Source organism: Oryzifoliimicrobium ureilyticum (assembly GCF_037199735.1).
In the GTDB taxonomy this organism is placed as follows: Bacteria; Pseudomonadota; Alphaproteobacteria; order Rhizobiales; family Rhizobiaceae; genus Rhizobium; species Rhizobium ureilyticus.
On sequence record NZ_JBBBVQ010000009.1, the window covers coordinates 25,369 to 50,441 of the forward strand.

Here is a 25,073-nt window from a genome sequence, read left to right on the forward strand (position 1 = left end):
ATCTGGCCATCACGCCTCCCAGCCGATCTTCTTTCGCAGGAAAGCAAGGCCGAGGGCGGAGAAGGCGGCGACTTCTTTGTTGTTGCGCCCTGCCCCGTGTCCGCCGCCTTCCTGCTCGTAGAGATAGGCCTCATAGCCCATGGATTGCAGCTTGGCGGCCATCTTGCGGGCATGGCCGGGATGCACCCGGTCGTCGCGCTGCGTGGTGGCAATCAGGATGGGCGGATAGGGTCGGCCAGGTTCTGCCGTGTGATAGGCGGACATATGTTGCAGGAACGCCCAATCCTCCGGCTTGTCGGGATCGCCATATTCGGCAATCCAGCTCGCCCCGGCCAGAAGCCGGTGATAGCGCCGCATGTCGATGAGCGGCACGGTACATAAGAGCGCACCGAAACGCTCGGGGTAACGCACCAGCATATTGGCAATCAGCAGACCGCCATTCGACCCGCCATGCCCGGCGATACGGCCTGGCCGCGTTACGCCGCGCCGCACGAGATCCTCGGCGACAGCGGCAAAATCGTCATGCGAGCGCGCCTTTTTCTCGCGCCGTCCCGCCTCGTGCCACCAGGGGCCGAACTCGCCGCCGCCGCGAATATTGGCAACGACGCTCGTGCCGCCCTTTTCCAGCCAGAGCTGACCGAGCGAGGCCGAGTAGCCGGGAATATTCGAGACTTCGAAGCCGCCGTAGCCTGACAGATGGACAGGCGCATCGCCTGTTTCGCCGGGCGGACCGGCCTGCACGTAGGGAATGCGCTCGCCATCGACGGAGATTGCCTCATGCCGGGTTACGACGAGACCGTCGGCGCGAAAAAGGACTGGCGCCTGCTTGAGCACCAAAGGCGCGCTCAGCGCCGGGCTGATCTCGTAAAGCGTCGGCGGCGTGACGGGATCGGATGAATAGGCCAGAAGATCGCCGTTGGATTCCTGATAAAAGGCGTCCAGCGACCAGACGCTGACCGTTCCAAGCTCCGGAAGTCCTTCGATGCGTTGTTCTCGCCATCCCTGCTTGGGATCGAGCACCAGGAACTGCGCGCGCAGATCATCGAGGATCGACAGGACAAGCCGCCCGTTGGACCAGAAGAAGCTCTCCAAAGCGCGGCGCGGTGTCGGCTCAAACAAAAGGCGGAAGTCGCGCCCGCCCGCGAGAAACGTATCGAGATCAAGTCCAAGAACGCAGCCGGATGGATAGATGCGCCCGTCTAGAACCCAGTCTTTTCGCGGGCTGAGCGCCACGAAATCGTCGTCCCAGTACACCCGGATATCGGCAGGAAGATCGAGACGCATTTTGGGCCCCGTCCGATCGCCGACATGAATGACGGCATCGAAAAAGCCCGTCCGCTCAACGAACACGCACAATTCCTGCGATCCGCGATATTGCACGTCGCTGCCGACGCTCATGCTGGTTGCCGCGCCTTCAAACAACACGGGACCCGCCAGCGGATCGGCGCCGCGCCGCCACAGCCGCACCGTTCGCGCATAGCCCGAGCTCGTCGCCATGCCTTCGCCAAGCGGACTGACCAGCAGCAACGTGTCACGATCAAGCCAGTCGATCCCGCTCTTGCCTTCCGGCAGGTTGAAGCCGTCGCCCACGAAGCTTCTGCTGTCGACATCGTATTCGCGCAGCGTCACCGCATCGCCGCCGCCGCGCGATAAAAATAAGATGGCGCGATCGTAATGCCCGTGCTGGCTGGAAGCGCCGCGCCAGACCCAATCGGCCCCCTCCTCCTCAGCCAGCGCATCGATATCGATCAGCACCTCCCATTCAGGACGCTCCAAGCGATACTGCTCCATCGTCGTGCGCCGCCAGAGCCCGCGCGGATGGTCGGCATCCTGCCAGAAATTATAAAGAAGCCCGCCCCGCCGGGTCACGTAGGCGATCTTGTCGGAACGATCGAGCGCTTCGGCCAGCCTGTCGCGGTCCTGCTCGAAGCGGGCATCGGCAAAGGCGGCAAGCGTCTTGGCATTCTCGCCCGCCACATAGGCAAGCGCCTGCGCGCCCTCGATCTCCTCCAGCCACAGCCGCGGATCGTCATCGGGCGCTGCAAGGGTGGGCCTGATATCGGCGTGATCTGACATTGGGCATCTCCTGAAATGTCGTGGCTAAAAAAGCGACTGAAAATCAAGTTTGACAATCGACTCGGCCGCGCCGATAGGACGCGGCAAAGCTCGGCGGGGTACACATCGTTGATACCCCTCCCGACCTGCCGGCGCCAGCCCCATAGTCCCAGGGAGCGTTGCGGTGAGGATGGCCTCGAATGTGCTTTCCTCATCGTTGATGATATCGCTCCTTGGCTCTATCGGCAGCGTGGCCATCGACTGAAAGCGAGCGCTCAGCTCTGCCCGAGCATTGCCAGAAAGCGCCGCAGCGCTGCGCCGATGTGACCCATGTAGGGCTGAAATCCCTCGACACCGGTCGTCTCTCGAACCCGCCGGAAGTTGAAGCAAAATTCGAGCGGGCGCAGGGTCTGTACGAGACAGAGGATGCGCTCCAGCTGGTCAAGGCTTTCCTGCGCAAGCCAGACCTCGAAATAAGCACGCTTCAGATCGCCGGCGAGGTTTGAGGCTGGATCGAACCCATGATGGCGGGTAGCACTGTCCAGAAAGCTTGCCAGCGAAAAGAACGGATGGGTGATCACCGCATCGCCCCAATCGTTGATGACGAATTTCCCTTCGCGGACCAGCACATTGTTGTCGTGAAAGTCGCAATGCTCCAGCGTTTCGGGAATGCCGAACGCCTCAAGCATGCGGCAAAGGCGATGGACATCGGCACTCCTTTTCCGCAAGGCGTCGATCTCGCCGATGGTAAAACCTTCCCCGGTCAGCAGATCCTCATCGGCCACGAGATCTGCATAAAACTTCGGAAAGATCGCCATGCGCCAGTCCTGAAGGCCGAGCGCCAGAAGCCCGTCCACATCCGTTGCCAGCACCTGCTGCATTCGCCCATAGCGCCCCAAAAGCCCGCAAACGAGATCGCGATCATAGCCGTCCTTCAGTCTGACCCGCAGCGGCTCGCCGCCATCCGGCATCAGGAAAGCGCCAAGATCGGCGTCATGCGCCAGAACCGGCAGCACCGCATCGGCAAAACGCGGCGCCAGAAAGCCGATCAGCCCCGCCTCCCGGGCAAAAGCGGGCGCGCTCACCTTCAGATAAAAGCGGCCCTCTTGCGTCTCGAAGCGATAGACCCGCGACCAGGGCACAGCGCGAACAAGCGCAGGCTCGCCGAGCGCCGAGACCCCGTGCGCACCCAACTGTTCCTTCGCCCAAACCACTGCCGGATCAACATCTGCCATAAGAGAACCGCCTGCATTATCGAGAACGAGAAGCTGCCCTGAAGCGATATCAACGTCGTAGCGATGCTTCTCATCACGTTCGATCCATTGTTCGCCGCGCACCGCAACTGCGCAAGATTGATCGTTCGAAATTACGGGTTGCTTCCTTTAGCCACCGATGCCGCATTTGACATCCAATCGTCGCAATAGCTTGCGCAATCTGGCATATTTTGATTTGGGGCGAAGACTGACTTGAGGAGCGGGAATGAGCGACCAGCAGGAACATAATCCATTTGATGGACCTCAGTTGAAGGGGATGCGTTACGAGCGAGCCGATCTATCGGGTGCTGAATTCGATGGCGTGAACCTTGAAGACGCGCGCTTCTACGCTGTCTTGAGCAAAGCGAAATTCACCGACACCAATTTAAGCGAAGCGGCTTTCGATGACGTCAATCTGGCCGATGCTCGGTTTAACAACGTCAATCTATCCGGTGCCTCCATTACGGATGCAAACCTGTCGCGATTGACGATCAGTGACGTTACCTTGGCAGATGCCGAGATCAAAGATGCCGATCTGACGGGAATGCGGATCAATGGCGTCCTCGTAAGCGATCTATTTCTGGCCTATGAAAAAGCGAAAAGCTGAGGCGACAGCGCTTCAGCAAACACCTTCCATTACGGGCTCCGCGCTCAACTCATACCCCTCGCCCCTCGGAAAACGACCATGAGAAAACTGCTTATCGCACTCGTCCTGCTTCTTCCCGCCTCCCACGCTTCGGCGGACGCTATCTATGACAAATGCATGGATGAGTCGGGCGGGACAAACTACGGGTTCGGCAAATGCGGCGGCGAGTGGGTGGCGCGGGCCGATGCGAAATTGAACCAGGTCTGGAAAGATCTCATGGCCCGGCTGGGCGACCGCGCGGACGCCAAACAATCGCTGCTTGAAGAGCAACGGGCATGGAACACGTACAAGGAAAGCTCCTGCACCTTTTATCAAAGCGACTTCGGCCGGGAGGGGCAGGTGATCCACTATCCTGCTTGCCGGGCTGGCGTGATCGAGCAGCGGATCAAGGACCTCGAAGACTACGGTTCGGATTTTTAAAGACGGCGACCCCTCGGGCCGGAAGGCCCGGAGTGTCCCAGGCCTTCCGCGCGTGCCTGCAGCATCGGCCCGAAAATCGAAATCGATTTTCGGCAAGCCTGATGCGCAGATTCACAGAGTGAGCGCGTCCTTTGCGCCTGCGTTCGGATGCGCGGCGCGCTATGACGGACTGCCCGTCGCAAGCGGCCTTAACTGCCGATCTTTCTCAAGCCATCCGGCAAGATCGATGTTAATCACCGTGCCGCTCTTTACCCGGCGCCGCAGCGCGTCGGCATGGCCGGTGTCGATGCGGACCATGCCCGCCTCGGCAAGCCTTTGAAGCGCCGAGCGCGAGACCTTCAGCTCGAAGGCCAGTAACCGGTCAAGCCGTGTGCTGACCGGCAGCGGCACTGCCAGCTCGATCGCCAGCCTCGTCCAGCCGCTCGCCTCGTGGACGATGGCCTTTTCGATCAGCAGATCGTCGAATTCGTCGATCCGCTGCGCCTTGCGCCGCAGTGCTTCGAGGTTGAACGCCTCCGCCCGAACCCAGCCTGGATCGCTCGATTGCAGCGCGGCAAGCGTGGTGGGGTCGATATCGCGAAGGGTCTGCCGCTCGAAAATCGCCCTGTTCCAGGTCTTGTCGCAGTCAACGCATTTATAGATTAGCCAGGCATCCAGCCTTCGGCCATTGGCATTGAGCCGGATTTTTCCGCTGCAGCGAAAGGCGCGAAGGCCTTTGCATCCGCTGCATGCGATGAAGGGCTCTGGCGCTTTGCGCGGAGTAAGGGTCCACCGGACCCGAAGTGTCTTGCACATATCGTCTTGGTCTTCCGTCTGGAAGTCCACCACGATGGTGCTTGAGAAAACCCTGATGGGCGCGGCATGGCGATGCTGATGGGCGGGTGAAGAGCAGAGACAGCGCAGCTGTACTGGCACAGGAAAACAATGCCAAACCGGTCTCTTGCCACCACCCGATGAACATGATCATACGCCGGCAGCAGATCGCCGCCAGGCCGTATGGGGTGAAACTGGATTGAGACCGGTCCTTACTTAGGCAAAGTCTACCTCGATGCGCCAATGCTCTTCACATAAGCGATAGCAAAAGATCGGGCCGGAATGCAGCCCCCCGCGACGGCACGGCGCCGAAAGCAATCACGCTGCGGCTTTTCTGCAACGCGGGATGGAGGCTTGCTTTGTTTTGGGTGAGCCCTCTCTAAGCCGTCACCATAGAACCGACGCGCTTGCGCACCAGCCCCGTCACAAAACCGGGCGGAAATAAAGGTGGCTCATTTTGCCGCGATGGGTAAAGGCAAAACCCCATTCCAGTTTCGCATGCTCGAACGCGACCTCGTATATATCGAGGCCATTCTGCACGCCCTTAAAGGTGAGGTGTTTCAAAGCGCCGGCGGCCTGCAACTCGCGGCAAATCGCGTCCTTCTGTTCGATGGCCGCCGCCGCCAAGGCCGGCGACATGCCGTCGAGGTCGGGCTCGCCCCGCGCATGCTCTTCGATCACTCGGCGCAGGATCCTCTCGCTGTCCGGCATGGGCGTTTGGGTGCGGATGCGCTTTTGCACACTTCAGCCTCGATGGCAAGGATCGGCTCGATGGCCGTTTTGGCGGCATGATCTTCAAATCCGTTCTGGTGGTGGACAAGACTGGTTACCTTGCCCTGCGCGTCGCGGCGAAAGGTGATCTGAACCGGCAGCGCCTTCATGAAAAACGCCGCCTCGCCTTCCGGGAAAATATCGATATCGGACTGGCCTACGATCCGGTAGGCAAGCTGTCCGCCGTGATTGGTGACGATGGAAAGTGTTCCATCCGCCATCTCATAGGCCCCGGCGTAATCATTCAGCAAATGCGCCGCGATGGAAACTTCGGTTCTCGGACGCATCTGCTCGTATCTGCGCCATGCGGCGCTGTCCCTGGAAGGCTCGCTCATGTGGGTCTCCCTTGCGAGATGTGTGAGATCGTCGACTGTCGGCGTCACTCCGGAGCGCATCTTCGCCTGGAGATTTTCAATGACCTGCAAGCCGCGAACCGCGCGGTCCCTGCTATTGGCCAGGGCCTCGCTCTGCAGCGAAAGGATCTGCTCGAGATCGGCGCTCTGGCCATTGAGAAGCTTGGCGATATCACGCAGGCTGAGGCCGAGGATTTTCAGCGCCAATATCTCGTTGAGGCGAACGATCTCCGCGCCGCCGTAAAGCCGCCATTGCTTGGAGGTGCGGCGCGGAGCAATCAGCCCATATTGCTCGTAAAGCCGCAGCGAGCGAATGCTGATGCCGATCCGCTCCGCACATTCCTGCGCCGTCAGTAAAACTTCATCCTGCTTGCCCCGCTCGCGCATCGAAAACTCCCGTTGAGCATCTTCAATAGGGTATGACGTTAGGTCCGGCTCAAGCAGAAAATCGCGCGATACGGCAAAATCTCCCCCTGCTCGCCCCGGTTGAATGCCGCTTGCCTTCATCCGGCTGGCGCGCCTATGACAGGAGCGATAAGAAGCAGCGGGGGATCGAAATTGTGACGGATTTTTTGGGGCGCGTTCGCGGCGGCATCCGCAAAATTTTTGGCGGCAAGGCCGATCCGCGCGGAGACGAACGGCCTGCCTATTCGCCGGCCTTGGAAAAGGCGGCGCAAGAGGGCGATCTCACCGCGATCATGGCCATCGCCGGTGCCTATGAGGAAGGACGCGGCGTAAAGCCCGACCGCGCACGGGCGCTATTTTATTGGCAAAAGGCTGCCAGCTATGGCGAATTCGAGTCACGCCTCAAGGTCCTGTCGCTGAAAGGCTATACCCTTGCGGACTTTTATAACGACAAAACCATCCGAGGCCCTCTGACCCTCCCCGCCTTTGCTTACTCCGAAGAGGCCGAAAAGGCGGCAAAGGGCGGCAATGCAGACGCCATGGCACATGTCGGCGTCAGCTATCTCCTGGGCCTAGGCGTGCCGATCGATGAACAGCGCGGCTCGGATTATCTGAACAAAGCGTCCCAGCTGGGACATGCAGGTGCGCAATTCATGCTCGCCTTGATCGAACACGCCAGGTATTCAAAGGAGAGCAATATTGGCTCGGCACTTTACTGGGCAACGCTCAGTATGCTGAACGGCAGTGCGATCAGCCGGGACTTTTACCAAGAGCTCGCATCGATGGCTACTGATTACGACCGTTGGGCCTATACGGTGCTGCTCTGCACCGATCATCCAAAGCTGCTTGACAACAAGGAGCTTGCGCTCATGCCGCGCGAAATTGCCTTTGGCTATTCCGAGAAGATCGAAGAGATGGCGCGAGCCGGCAAAATCAATTCCATGGTTCATATCGGCATCAGTTACACCTTTGGATATGGCGTCGAGCAGGACCGCGAGCGCGGCCTATATTGGTGGCGCGCCGCGCGCGACCGCGGCCATGCCGGCGCACAATATCTGATCCTTGCCGAGGCCGAAAAAGTCATCGAAGAAGAGAATAAGCACCGCGAGCCGGCTCCCGAAAAGGACTATACCTATTCCCACGAACTCCAGGCCGCCGCAGATGCGGGCGATGCGCAAGCCATGGTCGATATTGCCACGAGCTTTCACGAGGGCCTGGGCGTCGAGCAGAATCCGGACCTCGCCCTCAAATACTGGCGCGCCGCCGCCTATAAACATCATCCGGCCGGGCAATTCTGGCTTGGCGTCTCCTACGACATCGGCAAAGCCATCCCGCAGGATAGGATCGAGGCCCTCTACTGGTCGTTTCTCAGCCACCTTCAAAGCCATCAAGGCGGCTCCATCTATTACAGCCATATGTTCAATAAGGTGACGCCCGAAGAATACCAAAAATTCGCCGCCCTCTTCGAACAACGCCAGTCGCATCTGGTCCACCTGTTGCGAGAGGATACGGAGGCTCGGCGGAGGGTGGGGTGAGCGGCAGGGGCAAAGCGAGGCAGATGAGAATAAGTCTTACCTGATTGCCAGTCACACGCCCGCAAGGGAGTTAACTTTACAATTGAAGCCTAGTAAACGTGATGCTCTTAAAGCTCACATGAAGAGACGATATGGATAGACATCGCGTGGCAGGTCAGGAACGTTCGCGATCGTGCGCGCTAGTCTTTGTGAATAACGGATGCTTACCGGTACAGGATCGTAAAGTGCATCATTGTTCCAATCCATCTTTGTTAACGCCAGCGCTTCGTGCGCAATTAATTCAAGCGGCCCACTTCCAGAATGACGAATCAATTGCAGCGGGCGCGGGATACTTTTCTTTCCTTGATAATAGTCACCTTTGTTTGACACCGTAGGTGCATTACCTGCGACCCACACCATTGCGGAATTCCCTGAACGCACTACCATTGTGCCACGGGGAACGGGGTAATTCGAGGGCTTGGAAGGTGGACTTTGGAAGCCAGACTTAATTAGCCAAACGCCACGCCAGCAGGATGCTGAGTTGACTTCCACGCACTCGATCTCAGAGACGCCTGCCAGTGCATCAAACGCTCCTTCGATTTCGCTGTCCTTAAACGCCGTCGTTTTGTGGATGACCATCCGCTTAGGCAGATTACCGCCATTGCGCCCTTGGTAAAGGGATAGACTCCTGGCAAGAACGGCTCGCATGTCCTCACGACTTAAAAACGGATTTCTGCGAGCCTCGGCAACGTCGACGACGGGGTCCCGAGCCTCGAAGGCCACAAACTGCATGCCGCCACCATCCATGTCGAACACCTGGGAACAGCACGTCACATAATGTACGTTCCCATGATCACCGCGCAGGGCATAAGCGAGACCGATGTAAGCCGTGTCTACTGGCACTCCTTGCAAACGCGCCAGCTTCCAGGGCGTGCCGGCAGCCTTCACATAAAGGGCAGTAGCTAAACGCCATGCAAGTGACGCCTTGTGTTGAAAGTTAAACACCCTGTCGTTCAACACCTGCGTCGGGATATTGTACTTGGCACCTAGCGCCTTGAGCGCATCATGGGCGTCGAAAGATTTGCTACGCGTCGCGGGATTCCAGCTATCGGGGAAGTGGACAAGTACGACATCGAACGAATTACGAACAATATAAAGCCGTCGGAGCGCTGCTTCCATCGCGTCGTAAAGTCGAGACTCTACATCGCCATCTCCAGGCAGCTCATGAAGATGCTCTGGCCATCTAATGTGCGCTTCAGGTGGCGCTGAGGCAAGCGCTACATGAAAAAGCTGCTCAAAGCCTGGATACTGTGGGACGTACTCAGACCTGTCAGACGGACGGTGCACGTTAAACAGTAGACGCATTAGCTCGCCTCGCCGTTTGAATGCGCTGTTAGGCCCTATGGTAGCAATTCTTATGCTCGAGGTGAAACCACCAAACGATCCTTTCGAGTATGGTCCGAAGTTTACGAGGCCGCGGAGCGGGTGGACATCAACATGCGTAGCATCTGAAGGCGAAAAGGATAGAGAAGGCTCATTGAGCAGGGTGAACGGCGGGAGCTTTGTCAAAAGGGCCGGGCTGCTCATCAGGTGGTCCTGTCGAAATAGACGTCGTGATGACCCGGGCGGCTCCAACCCGTCATAGAGGAAATTGTAAAGACAGCATCAATCCCAGTGCCGTCCGGCAATCCAAACGCCCGCTTCGTGTTTCCATTTGCTTTAGTGAGAAGTTGAGCCCAAGCATCGATGATACTTGCCCAATTTCTATTATATCGTTGTGCCCAACGTTCCCGACGCCAATCACCCGCAGGATCGCCACCTCGGTCACGACGCACACTCATGGGATCGGTATTGGCTTCTTCCACGGACGCTAGATTGCCTTCGTGGCGGTGTGGGGTTTGCACGAATGTGTAGGGCTCGAAGCCTAGCCACCAGCGTCCATTTGCCTGTTCTAACTTCAGGAACAGGCCCTCTTGGAACGGAAGTCCAAGACCAGGAACCGTACCGGTTAGGTCGCTCTTATAAGCTTGCCTAAGGTTATACAGCAGCGAAGCGTTGCGACGGCCCTCTTCTAAATCCTCTCCCTTTCGAGGCGAGGCTATGACAACGGAATGTCCGAACCGTTTGTAGAGCGGAATAAGCGGTAGATGCCGCGTCAGGGCTCTTACTAATGCGTCGTAAACTAGCCCCATGGCCCAGCTATCTGTCGTCAGATCTAGCTCAACTTCGCCGTCGAGCGTTGCGCCCAGTGGAGCGAGTGCTTCAATAATATCTCGATCCTTGCCAAAAACCGCGATCTCTCGCCCCTTCGATGCAACTGTCGCTCTAACGCCTTTCTCCTTTAACATCTCTCTGACTACAGGAGATGTTGCATGCTGCGTGAGTTTTATACGACGCGCTTTACCCGGCATACTTTCGATTAGTAGCGAGGAATAACGCAGGATGGGGAAGGATCGAGCTTCGGCGGTGGGCAGCTGTACAGGCACCAATCGCGGTGTCGGGCGCCCCTCCATAACCCAATCAAATAGGCGCTGAGGGAGATCAGTAGCTTTGATGATCTGAGCAGCAAGTTCATCGAAGGTGGCGCATTCGACAATTGCCACGTCCACACCGGTCGCCAGCGCCCGGCTTAAGAATTCGCTGACGGCTGGAAGCAAGCGGGAAGCGGAGGAGGTGAGCCAGTACAACCCATTGGGAAATGGCGACGGTGCATCCAGAACCGCGTTCAGAACCTCCATAACCGAAGCGTCGCGTCCGCTATAGCCCACGAATACCATTCCTAAACGCTTGCCGACCTCCACTAGGACGTGCCGCATCCGGGCATCCTGTTCCTCAAGTTCCGATCCGGTATTTTTGATTGAGACTGACTGATAATCTCCGTGGAGCTTTGCAACCAAAGGCCAATCAGATTCATTGAGACACCGCATAGCACGATCAGCTGAATCGATAGCCGCTACGGTTGGGCGGTTTTGATTATCTATTGGCAGAATCGAATTTGCTAAATGTGCAGCCTCCTCGATGAGTGGATCGAAATTGGTGGTGAAGACACAGTCGGTTTGACCCGATGCTATTAAACTCCCAAGAACCTTATGTCCAAAGCAGAGCGACCCCTTCGATATTGCGTCATCGATGTACTGTCGGCGATGACGGGGCTGGGGATACACTGCTTCAAAAGCTTTAGCGTATTCAGTTGGATCACCATCAGGTGGCAGCAATGACGTTTTTCGAAAGAAGGCGTCGATGCGGTCGATCCATATCTGATCAGACGTATCGATCTCACGCTTTGAAAGGTTCATTTCGCGGCAAAAAATCTGCGCCTTGAAATCCCGTATCATCGCATATCCAGTTGGAATACCGGAAGCAGCAGAGGCGCCAGCACCTAAAAACCAGGCCAAAAGATTTGGCCGGAGGTCAAAGGCGGTAGCAAACTGAGCACCTGAGATCGTCGGTACGGGCTTAATGATGATGTTCCTGAATAAATTACCAATTCATCATATTCGAGGAAGGAAAGCTTTTGTAAGCCATTTCGGGCAATATGCACACTTACTTCTTCGCCAAGTTTACACAGGAGACAAACACCCCCAACAGTTTAAAATGCCGCATTGACCGTGTTTCCCCCGCCCCGCTAGATGGCAGACGATTTCAACAGGGCCGATGATGGTTCAACGCCGGACGATGACAGCTAGCCTTCTTCGCATCATGTGCGCCCTTGCGCTCGTGATGCTGGGCTTTGCGCTTAAGCCTGTCGTCGCCCTTTCGCCCACTGCAGAGCTTGCCGCCTATCAGTTGCCGGATGGCAGCATTCCTTCGCTTTGCCTCACGCATACAGGCGAAAAGCCCGGCAAGGATGCGATGCCGCAAAATGGCTGCGAGGCCTGCCGGCTTTCTGCCTCGATCATTCTGCCGCAGCCGCCCTTGGTGGCCCTGCCCGGCGGGGCGCTGACGGCGGCATCCGTCGTGCTCGAACGAGCTTTTTATCTGTCGCCGCGGCTCTATCCGCCAAGTTCGGGCCCGCGCGCCCCGCCCTCTTCCGTCTTTCAGGCCTGAACCCGCGGCTTGCCGCGATACCCTGATGAATGCGGGCGTACACGCCTTTGCACACGGATAAATCCATGCTCGACCAAACACTCGACACCAGCCGGGCGGCTGGCCCTTCTTCGCTTTCGCTTTACCGCGCCATCTGGCGCTGGCACTTCTTTGCGGGATTGCTGGTCATTCCCTTCATGCTCAATCTTGCCGTGACCGGCAGCCTCTATCTCTTCAAGGACGAGATCAACGACACCGTCTTTGCCTATCGCAACATCGTTGCGCAGAGCCCTACCACGCTGAAGCCATCCGAGATCGTTGCCGCCGCCGTTGCGGCCGTGCCGGGCGCGAAGGCAGTCAATTACCGTGAGCCGGCCGATGCCGGGCGCTCGGCCGTCGTGACCGTCTCGGGCGCTGCCGGAAAGCGGCTCGTCTTCATCGATCCCCACACCGGCAAGGTGCTGGATCAGGTCGCGCCAGACAACGAGTTCAACTGGGTCGTCAAGAGGATCCACAGCCTCGAATATTTCGGCATCTTCACCAACAGGCTGGTGGAGGTTGTCGGCGGCTTTGCCCTGATGCTGGTCGCAACGGGCATTTACCTCTGGTGGCCGCGCCAGCAGAGCGGCGGGGTCCTTAGCGTGCGCGCAACGCCGGCGCGGCGCGTCTTTTGGCGCGACCTTCATGCCGTGACGGGCGCTGTCGCCGGGCTGATGATCTTTTTCCTCGCCGCCACCGGCATGCCCTGGACCGGCTATTGGGGCAGCAAGGCCAATGCCTGGCTGACCGCCCATGATCTCGGCTATCCCGCACAGCTGTGGGATGCCGTGCCGAACTCGTCCAAGAACCAGCATCATGTGACGGCAGACCCCGGCTGGGTGATGGAAAATGCGCCGGTGCCCGCCTCGACGATGCAGATGGACGATATGGCTGACATGCCTGATATGCCCGGCATGGACCATGCCATGCCAGCGCCGATCGACCTTGATCGGGCCGTGGAGGTTGCACAAAAGGCCGGCATGGCGCCCGGTTTCGACATGGCCATTCCGGAAAATGAAAAGGGCGTTTATACCGCCTCGATCTTCCCGCACGACCTTTCAAAAGAACGGACGATCCATATCGACCAATATGCGGGAACCCTGCTCGTCGATCTCTCCTATGGGCAATATGCGCCTGTCGGCCGCTGGATCGAATGGGGCATCAATGTCCACCAGGGCCAGGAATGGGGCCTCTTCAACCAGCTGCTAATGCTGGCAACCTGCCTTTCGATCATCCTGATGTGCGTCAGCGCCGCAATCATGTGGTGGAAGCGCCGCCCCTCCGGCCGGCTCGGCGTGCCGCCCATGCCGCCGACGAGGAGCGTTTACATAGGCCTTTGGTTCATCGCTGTGGTCTTCGGCATCGCCTTCCCGATCAGCGGCATCGCCATCGCCGTCATGGTGCTGTTCGACCAGATCGTCCTGCGCCTCATCCCGCCATTGCGGCGGGTGCTGTCCTAACACGCAGAGCCCAGGCGCGCCCTGGGCTTTCCCCTTCTCACGAGCGTCCTGATGCGTTTAGATCATGAGGCTTTTCGATTAAGTGCGAGCCTCTAAACCAGCACTTTGTGAAGCTGCACGCTCTCGCCATTGTCAGGTTCGAATGGAAAGGGTTTAAAGCCTAGCTTGGTGTAAAATCCCAAGGCTGCCGGCCGCGCATGGACGAAAAGCTCTTCGATACCGAGCGAGGCGGCGCGCTGTTCCAGAAGTGTCATCAGAACGGTGCCGTGGCCTTGCCGCTGAATGTCGGAAGCGATGGCCACCAGCCGGATGATCGCCTTGCGATCGCGCTTCTGATCCAGCCGCACGGTCCCAAGCGGCTGGTCATGGCGCTTGAGAAGGAGCGAAAGGTTTTCCTCCCTGACCTCATCCGGCCCTTCGCGCAAGTAAGCGCTGCTGCCATCGAACAACACATGATGCCTGATCCGGTGATAGGCCTCCACATCGTCTTCGCATTGAATGAGGATCAGTTCATAGCCATCCATGGTCGTAGGATACCGTCTTGGAAGAAGGCGTCCAGCGGCAAAGCGCGCCGGGTGAGTGCTCGCCTGAGGGAGGTCATCTCGCCGCGCCATCCGAAGCGGATGCTCACTCTCTTCATCTCGCATCCGCCTGACCGAAAATCCTTTTCGAATGGCGAAGCGATGCTGTAGGAAGCAGGCCAAAAGGCATTGGAGAAAACGCGTGAGCAAAGACTGGAACAAAAGCGTGTCCGTGGCGCTGGAAGAACCGGGCAAGTTCATCACCATCAAGAACAATCAGGAAGCCTCATGGGCGCTGATCGAAGACTGGCCGCTGGAGGAAGGTCCGGCGCTGGACAAGGCCCTGCTCATCCTCGAGGCCGCGCACAAAGGCAAGAAGAGTGATGAGGCCGCCCGCCTTGCCTTTATCGCCGCGGCGCACGAAGCCGGCATCGCCATCAAGGAATAGAGGCCGGCGCGCCGCAAAGCTTGCGCTTAGCCTTCAACCCTTGCAACAAATGGGGCCGCGACAGGCAACGCCCCAATAAAGGAAAATCCGATGGCTGCTCGTGTTCGTCTTCGCATCCTGGAAGGCTCCTATGCCGTCGCCCGGCTGCAGCCCTCCGAAGCCATTCCGGCCTGGGCCGATGGCAGCGGCTTTGTCAGCATCAGCCGCACGGACGAGGAGCTTTCCATCGTCTGCCTGCAGGACCGCATTGCGCCGGCTGTGAAAGCCGATTGCGACTGGTCCTGTATCAAGCTCCAGGGGCCCTTCGCCTTCGACGAGACCGGCATCGTGCTGTCGGTGATTGAGCCTCTGTCCACGAAGGGCATCGGGATATTCGTGGTGTCCACCTTTGATGGAGACCACATGCTTGTCAAAGAGAGCGACCTCGAAAAGGCCCGCGATCTGCTGGTGCAGGCGGGCCATTCCTTCATCTGAGAGCCAGGCAAGGGCACGTCAGGATCATTGATCGAGCTGGAAGGCAATCTTGCCGATCATCCCGCTTTTGCTAGCTCGCCTCGGCGCCTCACCGGCTTGAGCCCGCCAGAAAATCCTTGATGGCATCGGCAATTTCCGCAGCGTGGGTTTCGAGCGCGAAATGGCCTGTGTCGAGAAACTCGACCCTCGCCGCTGGAATGTCCCGCTGGTAGGCTTTTGCCCCGGGCGGCAGGAAGAAGGGGTCCTTATCGCCCCAGATCGCCAGCAGCTTTGGCTGATACCGGCGGAAATAGTCCTGGAAGGCGGGATAGAGCGCAACATTGCTGGCATAGTCCAGCATCAGGTCCAGCTGGATTTCATCCGCATCCGGCCGCTGCATATAAAAGACGTCGAGCGCAATGCCGTCGGGCGAAATGCGCGAGGGATCGCTCACCCCATGCTCATATTGCCATCTGATGGCATCAGCGCTCAGCATCTCGCGCAGAGCCTCCCGGTTTTCCGTGCTCGGGTTGCGCCAATAGCGTTCGATCGGGTTCCACCCCTCGCTCAGGCCTTCTTCATAGGCATTGCCGTTTTGCGAAATGATCGCCGTCACCCGCTCCGGATGCGCCAGCGCCAGGCGCAAACCTGTCGGCGCCCCATAGTCGAAGATATAGATGGCAAAATTCTGCAGCCCGATGACCTCGGTGAAGCGGCCGATGACCTTGGCGAGGTTGTCGAAGGTGTAGTTGAACTTGTCGCGCGGCGGCAGGGCCGAACGGCCGAAGCCGGGAAGATCCGGCGCAACGAGGTGAAAATCCTGAGCAAGCAGCGGAATGAGGTCACGGAACATGTGACCGGACGTCGGAAAGCCGTGCAGCAGAAGCAGCGTCGGCTTCCCCGCCTCCCCCGCCTCGCGATAGAAAATCTCAAAGCCGTCGACTTCGACGCTGCGATAATGGATCTGTGTCATGGTCGCACTCCAGGAAGGCCGGGGCCTTTGTGACGGCCCGGCAGGTTGAGGTTGGTTGTGGCAAAAGCGCAGGACGCGTCAGGCAGACCGGCTGCGAAGCTCGGCATTTTCGGCTTCCAAAGCGGCAAGACGCTCACGCAGCGGCCGAACGGCAGCGGCAATTTCCTCTTCGGTGAACCGCGGCGTGATGTGCTGCGGGCAGTTCCAGTCGAAGCTCGCCAGCTTCAGGCGAAAGATCCGCTCCATCCGCCCGCCATAGGATGCATCGGTCACGGCGGCGGTAAGATCAGGATCTGCATCCGGATCGAGCTTTTCGACATGGGCGTAGATCTTCAAACGCGCCCGGCGCGGATAATCCATGAGGAAGAAGCAGGCCTTGTCATTGGCGGCAAGGTTGCCGGTGCTGATATACTGCCGGTTGCCGCGATAATCGGCAAAGGCAAGCGTGGCATCGTCGATGACTTTCAAAAAGCCACGAGGTCCGCCCCGGTGCTGGACATAGGGCCAGCCAGTCTCCGACACCGATCCCATGTAAAAGCTGTCGCGCTGGGCAATGAAGTCTCTTTCGCTGGCGGAAAAGCGATCGAATTCGCGGTGGCCCTTGAAATCGGCCCACATGCCATCGACGCCCATTTCCGCTTGGGCAGCGCGCACGCTGGGCGTCACGGCAATATCGAGAAATCCGTAAGCCATTGGCCTTCTCCTCATCTCTTTCATGACGCCACTATCGCCTATTTCGAATTTTGGGATAATTCGCTAATATCGGTCATCACCTAACCGAAAAATGGTATGATCGATGGACAGACTGGAGGCCATGTCTCTGCTGATCGATGTCGTGGACACCGGCAGCTTCTCCGCAGCAGCGCGCAAACGACGCTTGCCGCTGACCACGATCACCCGCAAGGTTTCGGACCTGGAGGCGGTGTTGGGGGCAAAGCTTCTGGTGCGCACCACGCGCAAGCTCAGCCTCACCGACACCGGCGCGTCCTATCTTGCGGCGGCGCGGCGCATTATCGATCAGGTCGAGGAGGCCGAGCGGCAAGCGGCCGGCGAATTCACCGAGCCGCGCGGCGAACTCGTCATCACCGCGCCCGTTCAGTTCGGGCATCTGCACGTCCTGCCCATCGTCACCGATTTTCTGGCGTTGTTCCCGGAAATCAGCATTCGCCTCATGCTGCTCGACCGGAACGTTCATCTGGTCGAAGATCATGTCGACATGGCCGTGCGCATCGGCAGGCTTGCCGACAGCAGCATGATTGCAACGAGCGTCGGCAAGATGCGCACGGTTCACTGCGCCAGTCCGCAATTGCTGGGGGAGACAGGCATTCCGCAGACGGTGCAGGACTTGCGCAAGATGCCGTGCGTTCAATTCGATGGGGCGGGATCCGCCCCAATCTGGCGCTTCGTCAACCCGGCAACGAAGATCGATGAGGAATTGGAGGTCGCCTCGCGCCTTTCCGTCTCCACGGTCGAAGGCGCGCTGCGCGCTGCGCTGCGCCATGCCGGCGTCGTTCGGTTGCTGCATTATCAGGTGGCGGAGGCTGTAGCGGGCAAACGACTGCAGATCATTCTCGAAGCCTTTGAGCCGCCCGCTGTTCCGGTCAGCCTCGTTCACGCCGCCTATGGCCAGATGCCGCTCAAGATGCGCCGCTTCCTGGACTATGCCGCGCCGCGGCTGAAGTCCGTGCTGAGCGCTTTGTAGGTTTGTCTCGGTGGCCGGCCCCGAGGGGGTAGCCGGCCGGGCATGAGCACGGCCGAAGGCAGGTACGGCGATGCCGGCACCTGCTTGAGGTCCATCTCAAGACTTATCAGAAGATGGTTTTCTTACTGCACAGGCGCGTCCTGCGCGTTTGGATTGAGCGCATAAGTCGCCGTCGCCATCCCCTGCGAGAGAACATGCCCCTTCATCGCATCGCGGGCGGCGGCGCCGTCGAACGTGCCGGAAAGGCCAAGCGAAGCCGTATCCAGCGCAAAGACCTCAACCACATAGCGATGACGGCGCTCGTCATTGGTGGGCGGACAGGGACCGTCGTAACCGCCATAAGGGCCTGCCATCTCCGCGCTTGAGGCAAAGAAGCTGGCATAGATATTGGAGCCCCTGCGGCCATATTTCGTTTCGCCCACAGGCTTGCCGTGCGGGGTAAGGTCGCGGCTGTCAACGCCTTCTTCCAGAGACCGTATACCAGGCGGAATGTCCACGAGCACCCAGTGATAGACCGAAATGCGCGGATCGGCGCGCCGGATTACCACGTCGGGCTTGTTGATCTGGCTGAAATCTTGGGGAACGTCCCGATCGGTCATCAGCAGGACATAGGACTTCGTGCCTCGCGGGCCTGGCGACCAGGCGATGCCGGGACTGACGTTTTTCTGGCCGGCGGATGATGCCGGGCAGAAAGCCGCTTTGTTCGGCAGCCGGCCGGCCTGATCGACCCCATCGATCTCGACCTTCAGGCTCGCAGCCTGCGCTCCGACGGCTATGGTTGCAAATGCCGCAACGCCGGCCATCATGATTGTTCGCAGAAAATGATGCATATCGATAAACCCTCATCTGTTGATAAGACGAGGATATCGACAGGTCTGCCCGGACATGATCCGAGATCGATCAGCTTTGAGCCGGATCCCGTCAGGCTTGCGGGACCAGAACCCGGCGCTGGCGGACCTGCGAAGGCGTTGCCCCATAGCGTTCTTGGAAATGCCGCGAAAAATGAGATCGGGAGCGATAGCCTGTGGCGGCGAGCGCATCGGCAACATCGGCATCACGGTCATTCAAAATAAGAAAGGCCGCCTTCATTCGCTCGTCCAGCAGCAGATCCCGCAGGGTGTAACCTTCCGCCCGAAGACGCCGGTGCAGCGTGGCTTCTGACATGGCGAAATGGGACGCCACCGATGCCGCGCTCCATGGCTGATGAAGCCGGTGCCGGAGGAGGAGCCGCACTGCCGTCGCCACCGAATCCTCCACATATTTCGGCACAAGTGACAGCACGCCCTGTTCGGCCAGGATCAACAGCACCTCGAGGAGACGGTGCTCGATAACGCGGCGCGACACCGGCAGCCGGTGAGACAGAGCTTCGGCGGCGTGCAGAATGGCGGAGCACAGATCATGAGTGATATCAGGCTCGGCAGAACGCGTTTGCTGGTTCACGAATTGCGGCCACAGCCGCGACGCCTCGATAACAAGGGCGCGATCGAACCGGATGAAGAGCGCCCTGTAAAACCCGCTCTTTTCATCCGGTTCATTGACGACGTCGAGCCGTACGCCGTTGGGAAGGATGAAGGCGTCGCCGCTCCTGTAAAAGCGGCGCTCGGCTCCGGACGTGATCTCCTTGGCGCCCTCAAGGACGATGCACAGCCCGACAGCCGGCATGACAAGTTGCTTTATGCATTCCCGGTTGCGGGCAACAAAGGCGGCATTCACAGGAGGATGATGCTCGCCCGCTGCGGCCTCCCGCGTGTCGTGCCTGGCAAGCGTCAGCAGCTTTGCAATATAGTCCGCTTTGTGCAGCCCACGTTCCGTTTCGCCCGTCATGTCTCATCCTCGGTGCTCTTCGTGGGGTTTATCCCTTTGCCAACCGCGAGGAAACAAGATTTCAAATCAGCGCCGGCACGCATTGCGACCATCCCCTTTCTTCGCGCCCGCCTGCTACCCCGCCATTGCCAGCGGCCCGCGCGCGACCTATGTCACCTGTCGAACATTCCCTCCTTCATCCGGATCCCCCTTCATGTTCCGCGTATCGCTTCGCCTGCCTCTCCTCGCCTTCTTCCTTGTTGCCGGCGCGATATCGGCCCATGCCGAAGATCAGTTGCTGCGTTATCCGTGGCAGGGTGTCGAGCGCACCGCGATCCTGCATATTCCGCCGGGCGCTGCCGGCCATCCCGCACCGCTCGTCGTCGTCATGTACGGTTCGGACGACAAGGCCGCCAATTTCCAGAAATACAGCGGCTTCGATGCTGTGGCGGATAAGGAAAACTTCGTCACGCTTTACCCGGAGGCCATCGACGGGGCCTGGAACATCATCGCCAGAAAGCCTGTCATCAACGGCGAGCCGGTCGATGATGTCGGCTTTTTCCGCACGATGCTGAATGATCTTGTCGAGAAAAAAATCGCCGATCCGAAGAGGATCTATGCGACCGGCTTTTCCTTCGGCGCGCTGATGTCCTACACCCTCGCCTGCTCCCTGCCGGACAGGATCGCGGCGATCGCGACCGTTTCCAGCGCGATGAACGAAGCGCAGATGGAAAACTGCAAGCCGGGCCATCCGATGGCCGTGATGGTGGTGAACGGCAATAGCGATGACGTGCAGCCCTATGATGGCGCCATCAGAACCTATGGCCGGCTGACGTCGGTGCCGGAAACCACCGAATACTGGCGCCGGATCGACGGCTGCACCGGGCAGACCGCCAACTTCCTGCCTCACCTCAACCCGCATGACCTGACACGCGCCAACCGCACCGAATGGACCGGCTGCCAGGCCGGCACGGGCGTTGAGCGGTTCCGCATCGAAACAGGGGGCCACTGCGCCCCGCGTCTTGCCACCGCTACCAGCGATCATCAACAAGACGGCCCCCGCTTCGGCGGATGCAGCAACGATTTCGAAACGCCCGTCGAAGTCTGGAACTTCTTCCAGCGCTATCACCACGGGTGAGCGGGGCTTGCGCTTTACATCGCCTGCACAGTGCCGCCACTCACGAAGATTAAGCCTGTTCAGCGAGCGATCTGCTGCGCGTGCCTCGCGAAGTTGTCGAGGATCGACTGCCATCCCTCGCGCTGCTGCTCCAGCGAATGCTCGGTTTCCGGATCGAAGCTGACGCGCACCGTGACCTTGCCGCCCTCCGGCAGGAAGGCGACCGCCGCATGCCGCTCGCCGAAACGATATTCGATGCACTCGTTCTCGACGATCTTGGTATAGGTCCCCTCGAAGTCGAAGCCGTATTTGCCGTCCTTCGACTCCATACGGGCGGAGAAGATGCCGCCTTCGCGCAGGTCCACCTTCGCGCCGGGGCAATGCCAGTCGTCGGAGGCAAAGTTCCACTGCGTGATATCTTCAGGGGAAGTGTAGGCCTTCCACACGCGCTCCAGCGGCGCATCGATCGTGGTTTCAACAATTATCGGCTCATCCGTCACGGCACATCTCCTCTTGCAGCGACCCTTTTTGCGCAATGACTTCACAGGAAACCGATGGCAAAAGCAATCGTTGGAGAATGCCGTTTGCATCCAGCTGTTGCCACCAGCGGCCAGCTGATGGCGTCTTCATTTGGTTGTCCTTGCCGTCTTTCAAGGATCGGTCTTGGCAACCTGCCTGCTGATCGGGCGCCCCCTCATTGATCCTCAGGCGCGATCAAGCCTTGGCGCACTGTGCTGGCAATTTGCGTCTACAGCAATTGCTATGTCAGCCTGCAGTTTCGTGATGCAGGTGAATACAAAAGGCAGGTCTTTTAAAGCAGCGATAGGAACCGGTGGTCAGGCTCGATCCCTTTCTTGAAAACAGCTGACATCGAGCGGGCTTCCTAAGTCTCTTCAGTCGAGCGATACGGGATCTATTTCTCCCTCCGAAGCGTCCTTAAAACAAGTCATCGGCGATCGCTGCCTGATCCAGCCATCTTGTCTTCGCACCATCCGCCAACTAAAGTTGTCCATACCCCGCCGCAGGGTCGGAAGACGTTTTTAATGCGGCATAGCTCGCGTGGAGGTTTTCATGACGCGCAGGGTTTTTTTCGATTACGCATTTTATTGGGCTCCGGCCATTATCTTTCCAGGCCTCCTGTTTTTCTTCAGTAAGTCGGTTCAATACATCAATCTCTTCAAAATCGGCTTGACCTTTCCCCTATGCCTGCTGGCGATCAAAGGCCTCATGGTGCATTTTCCTTTGGAACAACGTCACGATCGCTCCTTGGCAAGAACAGCCGAATATTCCGTCTGCAAAGGCATGATCGTCGCTGCCTTTTGGGTTCTTTTGATGGGCTTCATGACAGATCCGTCGCAGCAGACATTCGCGGTGGCGTGCGGCGAGTTCATGCTTATGACGGTCTCGATAGGAACGGTCCGATTCCTTGTCGAATTGAAGGCGCAACGAATGCTTCGATCCGCGACAGCCGACTGACGCCCGTCGCCGTGCGGAAAACGGTGCAGCGATACATGCGGCGAGTAGCTTACTTCACCCCTCATCCAGCATCAGCGCCATCATGACCGTATCCTTGAAGTGACCGTCGATGAAGACGCTGCGCCGCTTGACGCCTTCTTTTTGAAAGCCGACCTTTTCGTAAAGGGCGATCGCTCTTGTATTGTCGGCGTGGACGGCGAGTTCAACGCGGATGAAGCCGGCCTGCCGGGCCTGGTCAAGGACGGCGGTCATCAGGCGCTGACCAATGCCCTGCCCTCGATAACTCGGCAAAAGGCCCATGCCGAGCGAGCCGCAATGGGCATGAGAGGCGAAGGCGTGGCGGGAAATATCGCACCAGCCGATAACGCGCCCATCCTTGAGGGCAACGACGAAGGGATTGCCCTTTTCCAGCACGGACAGCACAAAATCGCGCGTTTCGGCCAGCGGAAACGCCTCAAGGAAAGTCAAATATCGGCGCTCTTTCGCGACTGTGTCGAGAGCCTGATGATAGTCCTCGATATAATCGGCTGCCATCGGCGCAATTTCGATATGGTCCATCCTGGCTTCCCGTCGACGTTTGAACATATGCCTGCCGGACAAGCCGGCATCGTGCATTGAACCATAATTTCAGATTGCGCAAAACACTGCGCCGTTTTCCAGGAAACGATCTCCATCCAGGGACGTTCGGCCATCACACCTGGAACCTGGAGCCTCCCATGCCGGACAAGAAAGCCATCGACCGCCGCAGTCTGTTGAAACTTACCAGTGTCGGGGCGGCCGGGGCGCTGATTGCCTCAAAGGCATCGGCGCAGACCTATCCTTCGCCGTCCTCGGTGGATGTCGGACATGTGAAGGACGGCAAGGTGATGTTCGATCCCTGGCGCTCGCCGGCCGATACGCCCTCCGGGCCGCTCCCTGCCCCGCTGCCTCCCGAACAGCGCGTCGGCTTTGCCATCGTCGGTCTTGGCAGGCTGGCGCTGGAGCAGATCCTGCCGGCCTTTGCCGAGTCCAAAAAGGCCAAGGTCGTCGCGCTTGTTTCGGGCACGCCGGACAAGCTTGAAGCGGTCGCCGCGCAATATGGCATCAAGAAAGAAGCCTGCTACAGCTATGACGCCTTCGACACCATCAAGGACAATCCCGAGATCAAGGCGGTTTACATCGTCCTGCCGAACGGCATGCACCGTGAGTATACCGAGCGTGCCGCCAAAGCGGGCAAGCATGTGCTGTGCGAAAAGCCGATGTCGATCAACTCGGCTGAGGCGAAGAAGATGATCGATTCCTGTAAGGCAGCCGGCGTCAAGCTGATGATTGCCTACCGCATCCAGTATGAGGCTTATAATCTGCGCCTTGCCGAACTCGTCCGCCAGAAGAAATTCGGCCGCCTCGTCGGCATCTCGGCCATCAATGTGCAGACCGTGGCCGAAGACGGATACAAGCAGTGGCGACACAAGAAGGCGATGTCGGGCGGCGGATCCCTGCCGGATATCGGCCTTTACCTTCTCAATACATCCCGCTTCATGACCGGCGAAGAACCGGTCGAGATCATGGCGACGATGTACAGCCCGCCCGGCGACCCGCGCTATAAGGAGGTCGAGGAAACCGTCTCCTTCACGCTGCGCTTTGCCTCCAATGTGATTGCCAACTGCTTTACCAGCTATGGTGCGCGCGACGACAAGCACCAGCGCCTCAATTTCGAAACCGCCGTCGCCGATATGCCGAACGCCTATCAATATGAGGGTCAGAAGCTGGCGATCACCAGCCGGCAGGACGATGCGACATCGGAAGCAAACCTGACGCTTCATGCGCCGAACCAGTTCGCTGCGGAAATCGACCATATGGCGAGCTGCGTCATTGAAGACCGCATCCCGCGCACCCCGGGCGAGGAAGGCATGCAGGACCATATCCTGATGGAGGCCATCTATCAGTCCGCCCAGACGGGCCAGCCCGTCAAGCTGCAACCGGCGCCCAAGCTGGATGCGTTTCGTGGTCCGCCGGCCGAGATCAAGATGTAGGCCGCACCGATCCTCGCTCTCAAAAGGACCGGTCAGCATAAGCTCGCCGGATCGGTCCTATGGCTCGTATTGCCGCACGATCCGACGCCAAAGCGCCTCAACATTGGCTGAAAATGCGTTAGCCCAACTTTTGCTGAAGGAACGCCAGCGCCTTTTGCGCACCCGTCGCCGAGACGGTGTGGCCAATGCCGGGTTCAAGCTCGAGATCGACAGAAAAGCCTGCAGTGCGCAGCTGTGCGGCGGCAAGGCTGGAAGCGGCGGATGGGATCGTCCTGTCGCTCTCACCATGCACGAGAAGAACGGGCGTCTTGCTGGCGGCCGGCGATATTGGCTGCGGGGCAAGTAGCCCGGCAAAGGAAACGAGCGCCCCCACCCTCCACCGACCGGAGGCGACCGCATCGAGCGCCACGATGGCGCCCTGCGACACGCCCACGAAAGCAATGCGCTCATGCGCCTCGGCAAAGCCGGCGCGCTCAACCACATCCGTGATCACCGTGTCGAAGGCCGCGCGCGCGGCACAGATGCGGGCTGGATCGAGCGGATTGCCCTCCGTCGAAAACCATTGATGTCCATAGGCGTGATGCATCGGCGCATCGGGCGCGGCAAAGCGCGCCTGCGGAAGACGGCTCCGCCAGGCAGAGGCGAGCGGCATGAGCTGCGCGCCGGATGCACCGATCCCATGCAGGAAGATGATCAGACAAGATGAATCGGGCATTTGAATCCTGTCATTGAACACACAAAGGGCGCTCGACGCCATCATGGCGGAGCGCCCTCGTCACCCAGACGGCAAACGTCTGCGACAATCATGTCGCA

The 25,073-nt window shown here is 59.0% G+C and carries 26 protein-coding genes; 11 read left to right on the top strand and 15 right to left on the bottom strand.

The window, feature by feature from the left end:
• Positions 1-9: 9 nt before the first annotated feature.
• Positions 10-2,076, bottom strand: a complete 2,067-nt coding sequence (locus tag VQ830_RS13465; RefSeq protein WP_337268640.1) for a prolyl oligopeptidase family serine peptidase — start codon at positions 2,074-2,076, stop codon at positions 10-12.
• Positions 2,077-2,330: 254 nt separating this feature from the next.
• Positions 2,331-3,392: an aminoglycoside phosphotransferase family protein gene (locus VQ830_RS13470; RefSeq protein WP_337268641.1), complete on the bottom strand. Its 1,062-nt coding sequence runs from the start codon at positions 3,390-3,392 to the stop codon at positions 2,331-2,333.
• Positions 3,393-3,534: 142 nt separating this feature from the next.
• Between VQ830_RS13470 and VQ830_RS13475 the strand changes: the two genes are divergently transcribed.
• Both VQ830_RS13475 and VQ830_RS13480 read left to right on the top strand, forming a co-directional pair.
• Positions 3,535-3,915, top strand: a complete 381-nt coding sequence (locus VQ830_RS13475) for a pentapeptide repeat-containing protein (RefSeq protein WP_337268642.1) — start codon at positions 3,535-3,537, stop codon at positions 3,913-3,915.
• Between the two features lie 78 nt (positions 3,916-3,993).
• Positions 3,994-4,374: a lysozyme inhibitor LprI family protein gene (locus VQ830_RS13480; RefSeq protein ID WP_337268643.1), complete on the top strand. Its 381-nt coding sequence runs from the start codon at positions 3,994-3,996 to the stop codon at positions 4,372-4,374.
• Between the two features lie 159 nt (positions 4,375-4,533).
• Here VQ830_RS13480 and VQ830_RS13485 read toward each other — a convergent pair whose 3' ends face one another.
• The 3 genes from VQ830_RS13485 to VQ830_RS13495 all read right to left on the bottom strand — a co-directional run bounded on the left by VQ830_RS13485 (position 4,534) and on the right by VQ830_RS13495 (position 6,698).
• Complete coding sequence (locus tag VQ830_RS13485; protein ID WP_337268864.1) at positions 4,534-5,169, bottom strand: DUF1062 domain-containing protein; 636 nt, start codon at positions 5,167-5,169, stop codon at positions 4,534-4,536.
• Positions 5,170-5,610: 441 nt separating this feature from the next.
• Entirely contained in the window at positions 5,611-5,868 is a 258-nt protein-coding gene (locus tag VQ830_RS13490; RefSeq protein WP_337268644.1) for a hypothetical protein, read from the bottom strand.
• Complete coding sequence (locus tag VQ830_RS13495) at positions 5,865-6,698, bottom strand: MerR family transcriptional regulator (RefSeq protein ID WP_337268645.1); 834 nt, start codon at positions 6,696-6,698, stop codon at positions 5,865-5,867. The genes VQ830_RS13490 and VQ830_RS13495 overlap by 4 nt, the downstream gene beginning before the upstream one ends.
• Positions 6,699-6,871: 173 nt before the next feature.
• Here VQ830_RS13495 and VQ830_RS13500 point away from each other — a divergent pair, with 173 nt between their 5' ends.
• Positions 6,872-8,251 carry a tetratricopeptide repeat protein gene (locus tag VQ830_RS13500; RefSeq protein WP_337268646.1) on the top strand — a complete coding sequence of 460 codons (1,380 nt, stop codon included), beginning with the start codon at positions 6,872-6,874 and terminating at the stop codon, positions 8,249-8,251.
• A gap of 114 nt (positions 8,252-8,365) precedes the next feature.
• On the opposite strand, the gene VQ830_RS13505 is transcribed toward VQ830_RS13500, so the two are convergent.
• On the bottom strand, positions 8,366-9,595 hold the full coding sequence (locus tag VQ830_RS13505; RefSeq protein ID WP_337268647.1) for an argonaute/piwi family protein: 1,230 nt from the start codon (positions 9,593-9,595) through the stop codon (positions 8,366-8,368).
• Positions 9,596-9,816: 221 nt separating this feature from the next.
• On the bottom strand, positions 9,817-11,625 hold the full coding sequence (locus VQ830_RS13510) for an SIR2 family protein (protein ID WP_337268648.1): 1,809 nt from the start codon (positions 11,623-11,625) through the stop codon (positions 9,817-9,819).
• A gap of 259 nt (positions 11,626-11,884) precedes the next feature.
• Between VQ830_RS13510 and VQ830_RS13515 the strand changes: the two genes are divergently transcribed.
• Positions 11,885-12,277 (top strand): hypothetical protein, encoded by a 393-nt coding sequence (locus VQ830_RS13515; protein WP_337268649.1) that lies wholly within the window; start codon positions 11,885-11,887, stop codon positions 12,275-12,277.
• Between the two features lie 65 nt (positions 12,278-12,342).
• Positions 12,343-13,755, top strand: coding sequence for a PepSY-associated TM helix domain-containing protein (locus VQ830_RS13520; RefSeq protein ID WP_337268650.1), 1,413 nt, complete (start codon positions 12,343-12,345; stop codon positions 13,753-13,755).
• Between the two features lie 92 nt (positions 13,756-13,847).
• Here the strand turns inward: VQ830_RS13520 and VQ830_RS13525 are convergent, their stop codons facing one another.
• On the bottom strand, positions 13,848-14,402 hold the full coding sequence (locus VQ830_RS13525; RefSeq protein ID WP_337268651.1) for a GNAT family N-acetyltransferase: 555 nt from the start codon (positions 14,400-14,402) through the stop codon (positions 13,848-13,850).
• A gap of 76 nt (positions 14,403-14,478) precedes the next feature.
• On the opposite strand from VQ830_RS13525, the gene VQ830_RS13530 reads away from it, so the two are divergent.
• Both VQ830_RS13530 and VQ830_RS13535 read left to right on the top strand, forming a co-directional pair.
• Positions 14,479-14,724, top strand: coding sequence for a DUF982 domain-containing protein (locus VQ830_RS13530; RefSeq protein WP_337268652.1), 246 nt, complete (start codon positions 14,479-14,481; stop codon positions 14,722-14,724).
• A 90-nt stretch (positions 14,725-14,814) separates the two neighbouring features.
• Positions 14,815-15,198: an ACT domain-containing protein gene (locus tag VQ830_RS13535; protein ID WP_337268653.1), complete on the top strand. Its 384-nt coding sequence runs from the start codon at positions 14,815-14,817 to the stop codon at positions 15,196-15,198.
• Between the two features lie 88 nt (positions 15,199-15,286).
• Here the strand turns inward: VQ830_RS13535 and VQ830_RS13540 are convergent, their stop codons facing one another.
• Both VQ830_RS13540 and VQ830_RS13545 read right to left on the bottom strand, forming a co-directional pair.
• On the bottom strand, positions 15,287-16,150 hold the full coding sequence (locus VQ830_RS13540; RefSeq protein ID WP_337268654.1) for an alpha/beta fold hydrolase: 864 nt from the start codon (positions 16,148-16,150) through the stop codon (positions 15,287-15,289).
• A 78-nt stretch (positions 16,151-16,228) separates the two neighbouring features.
• Positions 16,229-16,843 carry a pyridoxamine 5'-phosphate oxidase family protein gene (locus VQ830_RS13545; RefSeq protein WP_337268655.1) on the bottom strand — a complete coding sequence of 205 codons (615 nt, stop codon included), beginning with the start codon at positions 16,841-16,843 and terminating at the stop codon, positions 16,229-16,231.
• A 121-nt stretch (positions 16,844-16,964) separates the two neighbouring features.
• Here VQ830_RS13545 and VQ830_RS13550 point away from each other — a divergent pair, with 121 nt between their 5' ends.
• Complete coding sequence (locus VQ830_RS13550; protein WP_337268656.1) at positions 16,965-17,852, top strand: LysR family transcriptional regulator; 888 nt, start codon at positions 16,965-16,967, stop codon at positions 17,850-17,852.
• 122 nt (positions 17,853-17,974) lie between these two features.
• Here VQ830_RS13550 and VQ830_RS13555 read toward each other — a convergent pair whose 3' ends face one another.
• Positions 17,975-18,682 (bottom strand): YbhB/YbcL family Raf kinase inhibitor-like protein, encoded by a 708-nt coding sequence (locus VQ830_RS13555; protein ID WP_337268657.1) that lies wholly within the window; start codon positions 18,680-18,682, stop codon positions 17,975-17,977.
• Between the two features lie 91 nt (positions 18,683-18,773).
• Positions 18,774-19,676 (bottom strand): helix-turn-helix transcriptional regulator, encoded by a 903-nt coding sequence (locus VQ830_RS13560; protein ID WP_337268658.1) that lies wholly within the window; start codon positions 19,674-19,676, stop codon positions 18,774-18,776.
• 193 nt (positions 19,677-19,869) lie between these two features.
• Between VQ830_RS13560 and VQ830_RS13565 the strand changes: the two genes are divergently transcribed.
• Positions 19,870-20,793: a CE1 family esterase gene (locus VQ830_RS13565; protein WP_337268659.1), complete on the top strand. Its 924-nt coding sequence runs from the start codon at positions 19,870-19,872 to the stop codon at positions 20,791-20,793.
• Between the two features lie 59 nt (positions 20,794-20,852).
• Here VQ830_RS13565 and VQ830_RS13570 read toward each other — a convergent pair whose 3' ends face one another.
• On the bottom strand, positions 20,853-21,272 hold the full coding sequence (locus VQ830_RS13570; RefSeq protein ID WP_337268660.1) for an SRPBCC family protein: 420 nt from the start codon (positions 21,270-21,272) through the stop codon (positions 20,853-20,855).
• Positions 21,273-21,843: 571 nt separating this feature from the next.
• Between VQ830_RS13570 and VQ830_RS13575 the strand changes: the two genes are divergently transcribed.
• Positions 21,844-22,248: a hypothetical protein gene (locus VQ830_RS13575; RefSeq protein WP_337268661.1), complete on the top strand. Its 405-nt coding sequence runs from the start codon at positions 21,844-21,846 to the stop codon at positions 22,246-22,248.
• Between the two features lie 54 nt (positions 22,249-22,302).
• Here VQ830_RS13575 and VQ830_RS13580 read toward each other — a convergent pair whose 3' ends face one another.
• Positions 22,303-22,806, bottom strand: a complete 504-nt coding sequence (locus VQ830_RS13580) for a GNAT family N-acetyltransferase (RefSeq protein ID WP_337268662.1) — start codon at positions 22,804-22,806, stop codon at positions 22,303-22,305.
• A gap of 158 nt (positions 22,807-22,964) precedes the next feature.
• On the opposite strand from VQ830_RS13580, the gene VQ830_RS13585 reads away from it, so the two are divergent.
• Complete coding sequence (locus VQ830_RS13585; RefSeq protein ID WP_337268663.1) at positions 22,965-24,260, top strand: Gfo/Idh/MocA family protein; 1,296 nt, start codon at positions 22,965-22,967, stop codon at positions 24,258-24,260.
• A 118-nt stretch (positions 24,261-24,378) separates the two neighbouring features.
• Here the strand turns inward: VQ830_RS13585 and VQ830_RS13590 are convergent, their stop codons facing one another.
• On the bottom strand, positions 24,379-24,975 hold the full coding sequence (locus VQ830_RS13590; RefSeq protein ID WP_337268664.1) for an alpha/beta hydrolase: 597 nt from the start codon (positions 24,973-24,975) through the stop codon (positions 24,379-24,381).
• Positions 24,976-25,073: the final 98 nt, after the last annotated feature.